General features: G+C 69.1%; 11 protein-coding genes and 1 pseudogene. 8 read left to right on the forward strand and 4 right to left on the reverse strand.

From position 1 onward, the window contains the following. Positions 1-334: alpha/beta fold hydrolase (locus tag DM816_RS33940; RefSeq protein WP_117214559.1), on the reverse strand; the 334-nt coding region annotated here is incomplete at its 3' end. 104 nt (positions 335-438) lie between these two features. Here DM816_RS33940 and DM816_RS33945 point away from each other — a divergent pair. Further along, a complete protein-coding gene (locus DM816_RS33945; protein WP_162908108.1) occupies positions 439-1,464 on the forward strand; it encodes a C45 family autoproteolytic acyltransferase/hydrolase in 1,026 nt (341 codons plus the stop codon). Here the strand turns inward: DM816_RS33945 and acs are convergent. Then, on the reverse strand, positions 1,451-3,385 hold the full coding sequence (gene acs / locus DM816_RS33950; RefSeq protein WP_117214561.1) for an acetate--CoA ligase: 1,935 nt from the start codon (positions 3,383-3,385) through the stop codon (positions 1,451-1,453). The genes DM816_RS33945 and acs overlap by 14 nt on opposite strands. 46 nt (positions 3,386-3,431) lie before the next feature. Between acs and DM816_RS33955 the strand changes: the two genes are divergently transcribed. After that, positions 3,432-4,142, forward strand: coding sequence for a Fic family protein (locus DM816_RS33955; protein ID WP_170318906.1), 711 nt, complete (start codon positions 3,432-3,434; stop codon positions 4,140-4,142). A 1,043-nt stretch (positions 4,143-5,185) separates the two neighbouring features. Here the strand turns inward: DM816_RS33955 and DM816_RS33960 are convergent. After that, complete coding sequence (locus tag DM816_RS33960; RefSeq protein WP_117214562.1) at positions 5,186-5,986, reverse strand: HAD family hydrolase; 801 nt, start codon at positions 5,984-5,986, stop codon at positions 5,186-5,188. Between the two features lie 404 nt (positions 5,987-6,390). Between DM816_RS33960 and ssd the strand changes: the two genes are divergently transcribed. From ssd to DM816_RS33990, 6 genes are read left to right on the forward strand one after another with little or no spacing between them, the layout of a single operon-like run. Continuing rightward, positions 6,391-7,437, forward strand: a complete 1,047-nt coding sequence (gene ssd / locus DM816_RS33965; protein WP_425455309.1) for a septum site-determining protein Ssd — start codon at positions 6,391-6,393, stop codon at positions 7,435-7,437. After that, positions 7,434-8,435, forward strand: coding sequence for a TadA family conjugal transfer-associated ATPase (locus tag DM816_RS33970; protein WP_117214564.1), 1,002 nt, complete (start codon positions 7,434-7,436; stop codon positions 8,433-8,435). The genes ssd and DM816_RS33970 overlap by 4 nt, the downstream gene beginning before the upstream one ends. After that, positions 8,330-9,442 (forward strand): type II secretion system F family protein, encoded by a 1,113-nt coding sequence (locus DM816_RS43975; RefSeq protein WP_211588967.1) that lies wholly within the window; start codon positions 8,330-8,332, stop codon positions 9,440-9,442. The genes DM816_RS33970 and DM816_RS43975 overlap by 106 nt, the downstream gene beginning before the upstream one ends. A 26-nt stretch (positions 9,443-9,468) precedes the next feature. Then, entirely contained in the window at positions 9,469-9,630 is a 162-nt protein-coding gene (locus DM816_RS33980) for a DUF4244 domain-containing protein (RefSeq protein WP_425455308.1), read from the forward strand. After that, on the forward strand, positions 9,627-9,899 hold the full coding sequence (locus DM816_RS33985; RefSeq protein WP_117214565.1) for a TadE/TadG family type IV pilus assembly protein: 273 nt from the start codon (positions 9,627-9,629) through the stop codon (positions 9,897-9,899). Before DM816_RS33980 ends, DM816_RS33985 begins: the two co-directional genes overlap by 4 nt. Then, positions 9,896-10,468, forward strand: a complete 573-nt coding sequence (locus tag DM816_RS33990) for an Rv3654c family TadE-like protein (RefSeq protein WP_117214566.1) — start codon at positions 9,896-9,898, stop codon at positions 10,466-10,468. Before DM816_RS33985 ends, DM816_RS33990 begins: the two co-directional genes overlap by 4 nt. A 578-nt stretch (positions 10,469-11,046) precedes the next feature. Here DM816_RS33990 and DM816_RS33995 read toward each other — a convergent pair. Continuing rightward, a pseudogene (locus DM816_RS33995) lies at positions 11,047-12,642 on the reverse strand (Zn-binding domain-containing protein); the annotation flags it as partial. Positions 12,643-13,205 lie beyond the last annotated feature (563 nt).

Consider the following 13,205-nt stretch of genomic DNA (forward strand, 5'->3'; position numbering starts at 1 on the left):
CGGCCGCCGCCCACGCGATCAGCCCGCCCGCGCCCGCCCCGGCGACGATCGCCCGCCGCTCGCCCAGCCCGCGGATCAGCCCGGTGACGTCGGCGGCGAGCGTGAACCCGTCGTAGCCGCGCGGGGGCTTGTCGCTCGCGCCGTAGCCGCGCAGGTCAACCGCGACGGCCCGGAACCCGGCGTCGGCCAGCAGCGGGAGCTGGTGATGCCATGCCCACCAGAACTCGGGAAAGCCGTGCAGCAGCAGGACCAGCGGCCCGCTGCCGAGCTCGGCCACGTGGAACCGGCTGCCGTTGGCGCTGACAAACCGGTGGGCCCAGGGACCGTCCACCATCACGCACGCTTCGTCGGACACGGATGTGGTCACATAAGCACGGTAGCGTGTGGTGAGCTGTTAACCTGCGGCGCAGTGCGGGTGGGCCGGTTAGAGTGGCGGGCGTGAGCACCCCTCTTCGCGTGATTGACGTCAGCGGTACCCCCAAGGAAATGGGTTTGGCCTATGGAGAGCAGGCGGCCGACCTGATCCGGGCCAACGTCGATGCTTATCTTCGCCGGTTTCCGTTCGAGCGGGCCGAGGTGGTGCGGCGGGGCGGCCTGTTCCAGGAGACGACGCGGCAGCACTTTCCGCGCCTGGCGGTGATGCTCGAAGCGCTGGGGCAGGCGTCCGGCGTGCAGCCCGAGCTCATCTACGCGATCAACGCACGGTCCGAGCTCATCTACGGGCACCCGCAGGATGGCGAGTGCACGTCAATGGGTCTCCTGCAAGAGCACACGATCCTCGCCCAAAACTGGGACTGGCACCCGGATCAACGGCCCTACACGCTGCTGCTGGTGACGCGGGACGAGCGCGGGCACGAGGTGGCGGCGCTCACCGAGGCGGGCATGCTCGCGAAGGCGGGTCTCAACAACGCCGGGCTCGGTGTGTGCGTCAACCTGCTGGGGTCCGATCGCGACGGACGCCCCGGCGGCGTGCCCTATCACGTCATCCTGCGTAGCGTGCTGGAGGCCGACTCCATGACGTGGGCGACCCGGCATGTGATGCGCGCCCCTCGATCGGCGTCCATCAACCTCCTGATCGGACAGCCCGGTGAGCTGCTCGACCTTGAGCTGGCCCCCGGCGAGGCGGGCTGGCTGCACCCGCAGGACGGGATTCTGGTGCACGCCAACCACTTCGAGAGCAACATCCCGGTGTACGACACGATCAAGGACTGGGGTGGCTCGTCGCTGTTCCGCTCGGCGCGGGCACGGCGGCTCCTGCTGGAGAAGAACGATCTGATGGCCGTGCTGACCGACCACTTCAGCGCGCCGCTGGCGATCTGCCGTCACCTCGACGAGCGGGACCTCCCGTCGGACCGCTCGGAGACGATCTGGACGGTCGTGATGGACCTCAACCTCAGATCGATCCGGCTGATTCCCGGCCCGCCCTGCGGGGGCGAGCCGGGACTCGAGTTCAGTCTTCGGTAGAGGTCTTCATGCCCTCCGAGATGAGGGTCATGACCGTCGCGTCCTGAAGTGTCGTGGTGTCGCCCAGCTCCTTCTTCTCGGCGATGTTGCGCAGCAGCCGGCGCATGATCTTGCCGGAGCGGGTCTTGGGCAGCTCCGCCACGATCTGGATCTGGCGCGGCTTGCAGATCGGGCCGAGCGTCTTGGCCACGTGGTCACGAAGCTCGTTGGTCGAGACATCGGCCCCGCCGCGCAGGATCACGAACGCGACGATGGCCTGCCCGGTGGTCGGGTCGGTCGCGCCGACGACCGCGGCCTCGGCCACGGCCTGGTGTGCGACGAGAGCCGACTCGACCTCGGTGGTGGAGATGTTGTGCCCACTCACGAGCATCACGTCGTCGACCCGGCCGAGCAGCCAGACGGCGCCGTCCTCGTCGCGCTTGGCGCCGTCGCCCGCGAAGTAGAAGCCCTGCTCACGGAAGCGGGACCAGTAGGTCTCGATGAACCGGTCGTCGTCGCCCCAGATGGTGCGCAGCATGCTGGGCCACGGCTGGGTGAGGGCGAGGTAGCCGCCGCCGGTGGGCTTGCCCTCCTCGTTGACCACCTCGGCCGAGATGCCCGGGAGCGGGCGCATGGCCGAGCCGGGCTTGCATGCGGTGACGCCGGGCAGGGGCGAGATCATGATGGCGCCGGTCTCGGTCTGCCACCAGGTGTCGACGATGGGTGTACGGTTCCCGCCGATGTGCTCGCGGTACCACATCCAGGCCTCGGGGTTGATCGGCTCGCCAACTGAGCCGAGCAACCTCAGGGACGAGAGATCAAACTGGGCCGGGATGTCGTCGCCCCACTTGGCGAACGTGCGGATCGCGGTCGGCGCGGTGTAGAGGATCGTGACCCGGTACTTCTCGATCAGCTCCCAGAAGCGGCCCTTGTGCGGGGTGTCGGGCGTGCCTTCATACATGACCTGCGTGGCGCCGTTGGACAGCGGGCCGTAGACGATGTATGAGTGCCCGGTGACCCAGCCGATGTCGGCCGTGCACCAGTAGACGTCGGACTCGGGCTTGAGGTCGAAGACCGCCCAGTGGGTGTAGCTGGCCTGGGTCAGGTAGCCGCCCGTGGTGTGCAGGATGCCCTTCGGCTTGGCCGTGGTGCCGCTCGTGTACAGGATGAACAGCGGGTGTTCCGAGTCGAGCGCGGGCGCGACGTGGTCGCCGCTCGCATTGCCCACGGTGTCGTGCCACCAGACATCTTTGGAAGACCAGGCCACGTCCTGCCCCGTGCGGCGCACGACCAGGACCTTCTCCACGCTCGGGCAGTCGGCGACGGCCTCGTCCACGGTGGGCTTGAGGGCCGACGGGGCTCCGCGCCGGTACCCCCCGTCAGCGGTTATCACAAGCTTGGCGTCCGCGTCCTGGATGCGACCGCGGAGAGCGTCCACCGAGAACCCTCCAAAAACGACACTGTGGGTCGCTCCGATGCGGGCGCAGGCCAGCATGGCCACGGCCGCCTCGGGGATCATCGGCATGTAGATCGCGACCCGGTCGCCCTCGCTCACACCGAGTTCGAGCAGGGCGTTGGCCGCCTTTTTGGTCTCGGTCAGCAGGTCAGAATAGGTGAGCGTACGGGTGTCGCCGGGCTCGCCCTCCCAGTGGATCGCGACCCGGTCACCGATGCCGGCCTCGACATGCCTGTCCAGGCAGTTGTAAGCGATATTGAGCTGGCCGCCGATGAACCACTTCGCGAACGGCGGATTCGACCAGTCCAGCACCTGGTCCCACTCCTTGAACCAGGTCAGGCGGCGGGCCTGCTTCTCCCAGAAGGCCAGGCGGTCGGCGTCGGCCTCGGCATAGGCGTCCTCCTTGACGTTGGCACTCGCCGCAAGCTCCGGCGGTGGCGGGAATTGCCGCGTCTCCTGCAGCAGGTTTTCCAAAGTCTCGCTCATGGGAAGGAATCCTAACTAAATCTGCTGGGTACCCTGGGTGACCATGATGGACCCATTAGCGCCGCTGCTCAATCTGACAGACATAGAGTCTGCGGTAAAGGGCGCCCGCGATGCGGTGGACGGCGCCTATCGGCATCCTTCTCTGCGACGAGAGGGCGGTGCGGCGGCCGCCGAGATCGCCCTACGGTCGGCGGTGGCATCGGCTTCTTTAGATTTTGGTGGGTACGACCTAGAGCTCGTGCGGGCCGGGGCGGTCCACGATGGTGGGATGCAGGGTGCGCTGCGGTTGTCGGAGGCGTTGCCGACGCTTGCGTCGAAGTGGGAGTCCGCGCCGCGTCAGGTGCTTGCGAAACTTCACGTCCTGGCCGGGACGGGAGTCGTCGACTCCGCTTCGCTGGGCCGCCCGTCGGCCCCTCTCGACCAGGTCTGCGCCTATGTCGTCAACCGATCAGGTGACCCACTCATCCGGGCCGCCGTCGTGCACGGCGAAATGCTCGCCCTCAACCCCTTCCCAGGCGTCAACGGGCTCGTAGCGCGGGCCGCCGCCCGGCTCACGCTGGTCTCGTCGGCCTTCGACCCGCGCGGCATCATCCCGGTCGAGGAGATACACCTCGAACGCGAGCCCGAATACCGCGGCGCCGCGCTCGCCTTCGCCACGGGCACCACCGACGGAATCCGCTCATGGCTCAAGCACTACGCCCTCGCCATCACCTTGGCTGCCAACTCCGTGGCCTCGTCCCCATTCGCCCGTACATAATCGGTCTTCCCAGCCGCCGTCACGCCGCAGTTGACTGCTTTACCTGACGTACCCTCTTGGCGGCGGCTAAGTTTCCACGCGGCGCAGTTCGCTGCTCGCGGGCGGCACAGTCTTGACGGGCTTCCAGTAGTCGCTCACATGGCTGGCTCACAGCCCAGCATTTTGCGGGCGGCTCTCGCCCCCTCCCGCAGCCCAGTCGTCGCAGGCCCACGCCATCACTGCGGACAGTACTTTCGCTTCACGCGGCGCTTTCAGCTCAGGCGATGCGGCCTCCTCAGCCCGCACGTCCGACGTCACCGGAAACGCCTCCAGCGTTTGCTCCCGGCTCGCTCGACCAGACACTTCGCCTTCGCCATAGCGATGGCGCCGCAACGCTTTGCGGCGCCATCTCGCACGTCCTAACCCGGTTACCAAGCGTGCAATTCGCCTTATGTCCTCGGTCGGACCCACTTGCCGGTCCGCCGTGACTTGCCTTCACGACGGCTGGATTCGCGCGTGGGTGCCAGGTGGCCGTGCCCGGATGCCGTTCCGTCAGTTGGCTTGCCTGCGATCAGCCTCCGTAATCCCTTTCTACGCCCGTTTGGTAGTGATCGCCAGAGCTGAAAAGGAATGTGTGACAGATGATTCTGATGTTGCATACCGTCTCGTCACCCGGGAACCCCTTGACCTCCCCACGGGTAACCCCATCTTCTCCGGCTGCCTCGCCTCGCGGTTTACCGACGCGGCTCACAGGGCGCCTCGCATTTCGCGTCCCTCGCTTCTTAGGCGTCACTTCATTATTAGTGAGCTCGTCTCATGTTTCGCCCAGCCCGCCTTGCTCCAATGCCGGGTGGCCTGGACCGCTCGCCTTTCGGGCGACCTCAATCGCGGTGTCCCGCCATGCCGGGTGGCCTGGACCGCTCGCCTTTCGGGCAACCCAAATCGCGGTGTCCCCCGATGCCGGGTGGCCCGGAGCGCTCGCCTTTCAGGCGACCCACGGATTCCGCAACGTTGCGGGCCTCTATATGGACGGCCGGCATCGTCTCGTCCCGCCGTCGGCCTCGTTACGTCGTCGCCGCGCGGGCTCGGCGGCGTCGGCCATACCACGCGATGCCGATGGCCACGCCCACCCCGAGGCCCAGCGCGGCAGCGGCCACCGGCACCGCTGGACGGCTGCGCAGCCTGCGTCCAAGCGGGATCGGGTGCCGGAACTCCAGGATCTGCCAGCTACGCTCGACTGCCTCCCGCCGCAACCCCTTGTCGGGGTTGACCGCGCTCGGGTGGCCGACCGCCGCGAGCAGCGGGATGTCGGACACCGAATCGGAGTATGCGTAGCAGTCCGCCAGCTCGTAGCCCCGCTCGGCAGCCAGTTTGCGCACGGCCTCGACCTTGGCCGTGCCCGCCGCATAGAACTCGATCTCGCCGGTGTAACGCCCGTCGGCCGCCTTCATCCTGGTCGCGATGACGTCCGTCACGCCGAGCTGTGCACCGATCGGCTGGACCATCTCCTCACCGGAGGCGGAAACGAGCACGATGTCCCGCCCGGCCGCCTGATGTTCCTCGATCAGCGCGGCGGCCTCAGCGTACACAAAAGGATCAATAAGTTCGTGCAGTGTTTCGTTGACGATCTGCTTGACCTGCTCGACCTTCCAGCCCTTGCATAGCTGAGCCACGTAATCCCTGGTGCGAGCCATGGACTGCTCGTCGGCACCGGAGCGCTTGAACATGAACTGGGCAAAGGCCGTCTTCACCACGTCGCGCTTCGTGATCAAGCCATCGCGATAGAACGGCTTGCCGAACGCCAGCGCACTCGATGTGGCGATGACGGTCTTGTCCAAGTCGAAAAACGCAGCACTGCGCCCCACGCGCCGGAGTCTAGCCGGACCCACCGACATTCCGTGAACCCGTTTATCGTTGAACCGTCACTAAGCGGGCACTCAGTAACCCGTGCAGCGGGGGATCTTGTAAAAATCCGGCGTGTCGTGGCGTGTCCCAGGTGGTCCCTCTCGACGCAGGCACCCTGAATCAGGCATGCTGTCGCTCGACAGGCTCAGCGGCATGCCTCCCCCCGCGGCCGCTGAGCGGTTCGGCTCACATCCCCCCGGAGCCGAGCCCTATGACGGTCCTGCCTATGTGTTTAGGCAGGACCGTCTTTTTATCTGGTACCCGGAAAGTTATCCACAGGCGCGAGTTATCCACAGATCACGGGCCTCGGCGTAGGCGATCACACCGCCCCCGCGAGCAAAGTGCTCCCATGAGACCGCTGCTGATCACGTCCGATCCCGAGATGCTCGATGACCTGCTGCGCATCGTGGCCGCGGTGGGCGCCGAGGCCGACGTGGCGCCCGACCTGGCGGCCGCCCGCCGGATCTACGGCAAGGCGCCATTGGTGCTGATCGGGGCCGACATCGAGGCCGAAGACCTGCGCCGGGCGCCCCCGAAGCGCGGCGGTGTGGTCGTGGTCAGCCGCGTCCACAACGACGAGGCGGGATGGAATCTCGTCTATGACGTCGGCGCCGAGCACGTCATCCAGCTTCCCACCGGCGAGCTCTGGCTCAAGGAGCGCCTGACCAGGGCATTGCGGGCCGAGCCCGAAGGTGGCAAAGTCGTCGCGGTCGTCGGTGGCCGGGGCGGAGCGGGCGCGAGCGTGCTGGCGGCCGCACTTTCCGTGACCGCAGTGCGCGAGGGCCGACGCACCCTGCTGGTCGACGCCGATCCGTTTGGCGGAGGCATTGACCTGCTCTTCGGTTGGGAGCAGGAGCATGGGCTGCGCTGGCCGCAGCTCGCCGAGGCGGGCGGCCGGATCGACTCCGACACGCTCGTCGGCGCGCTGCCTAACCGGGGCGATCTGGTGCTGCTCTCCTGTGATCGCACCGATGACGGCGAGGGCGACCGATCGCCGCGCCTGCTGCCCGATGTGATGCAGGTGGTGCTGAGCGCGGGCCGCGCGGGGCGCGATCTCGTTGTCGTCGACTTGCCGCGCCATCTCGACGACGCGGCCGAGTGTGCCCTGCGGGCCGCTGATCACGCGCTGATGGTGGTGACGCCGGGGCTGCGCTCGACCTCCGCGGCGGCCCGGGTGGCCGGCGCGGTGATGTCCCACCGCGACCAGCTGTCCATTGTGCTGCGCGAGCCCGTGTCGGGCCGGCGGAGGGCTGCCGAGGTCGCCAAGGTGCTCGGGCTGCCGCTCGCCGGTCGCGTGCGCACCGAGCCCAGGTTGGCCGCCGCCATGGAAAACGGGCTGCCGCCCGGCGCCAGCCCGGAGAGCAATCTCGCGATGCTGTGTGCCCGCCTGCTGCGTGAGTCCCTGTCATGAGCGATGTCGTGGCGGGCCCGCTGAGCCAATTCCTCGCGGATCCCGAGGTGACCGATGTGCTCGTCAACGGGGTTCAGGTGTGGATCGATCGCGGGTCGGGGCTGGTCCGGGCGCCGTTGACCATGGGCTCCGGCGAAGATGTGAGGCGGCTGGCCCAGCGCCTGGCGGCCGCCGGTGGGCGCCGGCTCGATGACGGATGCCCCTATGTGGACGCTCGCCTGGCCGACGGCACGCGCATGCACGCCGTCCTGCCACCAATCGCCACGACCGGGCCCTACCTGTCGCTGCGCACATTCCGCCTGCGTTCTCGCCCGCTTTCCGAGCTCGTGCCGGCGCCGCTGGCCGAGCTGCTCGTCGGGCTCGTCGCAGCGCGGCTCTCGCTGCTCATCTCCGGCGGCACCGGTTCGGGGAAGACAACGTTGCTCAACGCGCTGCTGACACTGGTCTCGGTGCGTGAGCGCATCGTCGTCGTCGAGGACGCGGCCGAGCTTGCTCCGGCGCACCCACACGTGGTCGGGCTGCAGGCCCGAGGCTCCAATGTGGAGGGTGTCGGTGCCGTGTCGCTGACCGACCTGGTGCGTCAGGCGCTGCGGATGCGCCCCGACCGGCTCGTTGTGGGCGAGGTTCGCGGCGTCGAGGTGGCCGATCTGCTCAACGCGTTCAACACGGGCCATGACGGTGGCGCCACCACATTGCACGCCAACGCCGCAGCCGAGGTGCCCGTGCGGCTCGAAGCGCTGGGCCTGCTCGGCGGGCTGCCCATTGACGCACTGCGTTCACAGATCGCGGCGGCCATTCAGGTCGTCCTGCACCTGCGCCGCATCGCTGGAGATCGTGAGTTGGAGGAGATATGTCTGCTGCGTCGATCGGGCCCGGGCGGCGGGGTGACCGCGTGGCCGGTGTGGACCCGCAGGGGCGGGATCGGCCCGGCGGCGGGCTTTCTCGCCCGGCTGCTGGCCGAGCGTGGCGCCCCCGTCCCGGCCTGGTTGAGGCACTGATCGTCGTCGCGGGGCTCGGCGCGGCCATCGCCTCACCCGCCGCTGGCGTGATCATCCTTGGTTACGGGTTCGCGGCGCGACATGTCCTCAGCCGTCGGCGCGAGCGGGTCGAATCCGCGCATCGCCGCGCGGAGGCGCTCGACGTGCTGTCCGCGGTCGCGGCGGACGTGCGGGCAGGGGCGACAACGGCCCTGTTCACACTGCCCGATCGCGAGCTCGATCGGCTGGCACGGGCGGCTCGGCGCCTCAGCGACCACACGGGCGCGCCACTGGCCGACCTTTTGGAGCGGCTCGAGTCGCACCACATCGCACTGTCGCGTGTGGACAGTGTGGCCGAGGCGCAGGCGGCGGGCACGCGGCTGACCGGTGTCCTGCTCACCGCGCTGCCGCTCGCGGCGCTCGGGCTCGGGCACGCCATCGGTTCGAATCCGCTGGGCATGCTGCTGGGCAGCGAGGTCGGCGTCGTGTGCGCGGCCCTGGCCGTGTGCCTGCAACTGACGGGGTTCGCGTGGGCCGACCGCTTGGCGCGCCCGCGCGCCGATCGCGCCCGGAGCCTCACCGAGCTGGCTGTCGCGGCCGATCTGCTGTCCGTCACGCTGCGTGCTGGCCTGCCGGTCGGGGTGGCCGTGAGCCGGGTCGGCGAGGCGCTGGAGGGCCCGCTGTCCGGCCAGCTGGTCCAGATCGGGCGCGAGCTGCAGGCCGGGATCTCGCCGAGGCAGGCGTGGCAGCGCCTGGCGATCGCGGGTTCGGCCAAGGGATCGGTGCCCGGCCCGGCCCGGCGGCTGGTCAATGCCGCGCAGCGCACGGCCGACAGCGGCGCCGCCATGTCGGGTGCGCTGAGCCGGTGTGCCGACGACATCCGCGCCGATGCGGCTCACGCCCGCCAGGCACATGCCCAGCGGATGGGTGTGCTGCTGGTGTTCCCGCTGGGCTTGTGTTTCCTGCCCGCGTTCATCTTCGGCGGGCTGGTGCCCGTCGTGCTCGCCGTGCTCGGCGAGGTGTTTTGACAGTCATCACCAAAAGGAGGATCGAAGTGAGGAAATGGCGTTCGGATCGGGGGATGAACACGGTGGAATACGCGATTGTCGGGCTCGCCGCCGCGACGCTCGCCGGCGGGTTGCTGGCGATCGTGAGCAGTGACAGCGTCAAGAGCGCGCTGGCAGGTGTGATCCTGCGTGCGCTGTCGTCGTCATGAGCGGCGATCGGGGCAGCACGACCGTGGAGTGGGCGCTGAGCCTGCCGGTGGTCGTGATGCTTGCCATGGCCGCGGTTTCCGGGATGGTGGCGGTGGCAGCCAAGCTCGGCTGCATCTCCGTCACCCGCGACACGGCGCTCGCGCTGGCGCGAGGCGGCGACCCGTCCATTCCCGACGGTGCAGTCGTCTCACGCGATGGCGAGACCGTGACGGTGGCGGTGCACCGGCCGGTCACGGGGTGCTCGGCAACGGCGGTGCTGGAGCCATGAGACGCGTTCGCGATGACAGGGGCTCAGCCACCATCGTGGCGGCCGCGATCGGGTTGGCGTTGGTGCTCGCCGGTGCGGGGCTGGCCAGGGCCGCAGCGTGGCTCATCGCCCGAGCGCAGGCCGGCGTGGCCGCAGACATGGGCGCATTGGCCGGGGCGATGCGCGGTTTCGAAGGGCGCGATGCGGCGTGCGCCCGCGCAGCCGCGATCGCCGCCCGCAACGGTGCGGAGGTCGTGTCCTGCCAGCTTGATGGGTTAGACCTCACGGTGACCGTGCGGCTGCGCGATTCCGAGGCGACCGCCCGCGCAGGCCCAGTCCGCGCTGATCCCGACCCTGCTGGCCCGAACGATGCCGATCCAATGCGCGCTGGTTTGGTTGCTGTGGGTGTGGGCCGTGCCGGTCCCGTGCCCGCTGGTCCGGTGGCTGTGGGTTCAGGCCCTGCTGGCGTGGTCCCTGCTAGCCCGGATCATGCTGATCCGGTGCGCACTGGTTCGGTGCTGTCGGCGCGGGCTGTGCCTATCCGGTCCGCACCCGGGGCGGCGGCGTGCGCGGCCCGCGACGCCGAATGATCGGGCTGTTCACGCGGGCAGATGGCGAGGGAAGCCGAATTTTCCGATGTGCAGAGATGCATCATCGCCTGGCATCGGGGCAGTGGATCATCGTGCTCGGCCCGGTGCTCGCCCGGGCCGGCCTGCAGATCACGCCCTCAGTCCGGGACCGTGCCGCAGCGCTGGGCATCCGCAGCGCTGTCCTAAGTGGACCATCGGCCGCTCGGACGTGGGGGATCGGGGTGCCCGACAGGCGGACATGGATCACGGTACCGGTGAATAGGAGGATCAGGATGCCGGGGCTACAGACACGACGCGAGCGGCTGGCGCCCGGCGATGTCGTGCCGTACGAGGTCGGCAGGCGGACCACCCTAGGCCGCACAGTGTTCGACTGCCTGCTGGTGTTGCCGGACGATGCTGCGGAGGCAGCGCTGTGCCGGGCGCTTGCCGAGGGGTGGACTGCACGCGAGGAGTTTCTTCGCCGAGTGGGCCTCCATGCGGGCAAGCACGGGATCGCGCGGCTGGTGGCGCTCAGCCGCAGCCTGCTGGTGGACCAGCCCGGTCGCCGCGGGTTCAGATCAGCCCAGTTCAGCTCCGACCTATCCACGCGTGCCCGGGACCGGTCCACGCGTGCCCGGGACCGGTCCACGCGTGCCCGGGACCGGTCCGGGCGGGCACCGGACTTTGTTCGAGTGAGCACCGGATCGGTCCGGGTGAGCGTGAAGCCGGTCCAGGTGCGAGAGGAGCACCGACAGGACGGCCACCGCACCATCCTTGTCGAGGGGGTTGTTTCCGTTGCCGCACTTAGGCGACTGCACGCAGCCGGGGCAGCCCCGCTCGCAGCCGCACGACTTGACGGTGTCGCGGGTCGCGGCCAGCCAAGCCTGCATCATGTGGAAGGCGCGCTCGGCAAAGCCGGCTCCGCCGGGATGCCCGTCGTACACAAAGATCGTGGGTGCGTCCGTGTCGGCGTGGCGGGCGGTCGACAAGCCGCCGATGTCCCAGCGGTCGCAGCTGGCGACCAGCGGCAGGAGTCCGATCGCGGCGTGCTCGGCGGCGTGCAGCGCGCCCGGCACATCGTCCACGTTCGACAACGTGGAGTCGGCGAGGGTCATCCACACGGCCACGGTCTGCAGCGTCCGGCGCGGCAGGTCCAGCGGCCATGTGCCGAGCACCTCGCCACTGTCGAGCCGGCGCCGCTGGAACGACACCACTTGGCTTGTGACCTCGACATCGCCGAGGAAGACACCAACCGGGCCAGCATCCACATAGGACCGGACCTGCAACACATCCAAGGAGGTGACGTCCCGTGCGTGGGTCGTAAAGGGCGGATTTTCCGGCTCCGCCAGGGCCACGCCATCGTCGAGGTCCAGGTGCGAGACGACATACGTGCGGCCCTGGTGGGTGTAGACGGCACCTTGGTGCAGATGATGGTGTGCGCCGCCCGCATCCGCCGTGCCGATCAGCCGACCGGTCGAGGCCTCGATTACCGAGATCGGCGGGCCGCCGGTTCCCCGCAGATCGATGTCCGGGCGGCCGGGATGCGTCCAATACCAACCGTTCGGGCGGCGTCGCAGCGCACCCTGCTGGACCAGATCGTCCACGAGTGAGCGGGGTGCGCCGAACAACTCGAGATCGGAGGTCGTGAGTGGCTTTTCGGCCGCCGCCGTACACAGATGCGGCGTGAGGACATGGGGGTTCGCCGGGTCGAAAACCGTCGCCTCGATGGGCGTATGGAAGAGCGCCGCCGGGTGGTGGACCAGATAGGTGTCCAACGGGTCGTCCCGGGCGATCAGCACGCACAGTGCATCCCGACCGGCGCGCCCGGCCCGGCCCGCGCGCTGCCACATCGCCGATCGGGTGCCCGGATAGCCGGAAAGGAGGACCACGTCCAGGCCGCTCACGTCGATCCCGAGCTCCAGCGCGCTGGTCGTGGCCAGCCCGACAAGCTCGCCTGTGGCGAGGGCCTGCTCAAGCGCGCGCCGTTCCTCCGGGAGATAGCCGGCTCGGTATGCGGCGACCCGGCTGCCCAGGCCCGGGACCACCTCGTCGAGCGCGCGCCTGGCCTGGCTCGCGACCACTTCGGCGCCACGCCGGGACGGCACGAATGCGAGCGTGCGAACGCCGCGAGCCACCGCATCTGCGAGCAGGTCACCGGCCTCACGCACCGCCGACCGGCGCACCGGTTCGGCATCCAGTGGTCCATCTGTCCATGACGGATCCAATGTGGACGAATCCTTAGGCGCGAAACCTGGTGCGGGGTCGGGTGAGGAGACTGACGTATAGCCCAATGCTTGGTTGTGTGCGGGGACCGACGCGGAGCTCGATGCGTGGTCGGGTGTGGGGACTGACGCGGAATCCGGTGTGGGGTTGGGTGGGGAGACTGACGCGGAGCTGGATGCGTGGTCGGGGGCGGGGGCTGACGCGGGCTCCCGGAGCGCGGCGACAGCGGGTGTGCCATCGGTGGTCGTGATGAAGTCGGCCGCGTCGCCAGCTAGTGCCGTGCGGGATCCTGCCACGCCTGTCTGCGCACCAGTTCCTGCGCCGGTTGCCGCCGTGAAAGCCGCCGTCGTGGCTGCGGGCGCGGGAGGCGGCAGGACAGTGGGTAGGGGAGCTCCGGGCGCCGGTGACGGGTGGGTTGCGGGCGGAAGGACTGTGGGTGCTGGCGTCGGGAGGACTGGGGGAGGGAGGGCGGTGGGGAGGCCGGGGAGGAGTGGGGGCTCCCAGAGGGCGAAGGTGGTGGCGCCGCGCGGGGCGG

It is taken from the genome of Allorhizocola rhizosphaerae, from assembly GCF_003426775.1.
GTDB lineage: Bacteria > Actinomycetota > Actinomycetes > Mycobacteriales > Micromonosporaceae > Allorhizocola > Allorhizocola rhizosphaerae.

What these genes read in the sequence shown, in the direction of transcription:
- DM816_RS33955 (WP_170318906.1), top strand. Translation starts at nt 3,432, where the DNA reads ATGGACCCATTAGCGCCGCTGCTCAATCTGACAGACATAGAGTCTGCG.
- DM816_RS33990 (WP_117214566.1), top strand. Translation starts at nt 9,896, where the DNA reads ATGAGACGCGTTCGCGATGACAGGGGCTCAGCCACCATCGTGGCGGCC.
- acs (WP_117214561.1), bottom strand. Translation starts at nt 3,385, where the DNA reads ATGAGCGAGACTTTGGAAAACCTGCTGCAGGAGACGCGGCAATTCCCG.
- DM816_RS33985 (WP_117214565.1), top strand. Translation starts at nt 9,627, where the DNA reads ATGAGCGGCGATCGGGGCAGCACGACCGTGGAGTGGGCGCTGAGCCTG.
- DM816_RS33970 (WP_117214564.1), top strand. Translation starts at nt 7,434, where the DNA reads ATGAGCGATGTCGTGGCGGGCCCGCTGAGCCAATTCCTCGCGGATCCC.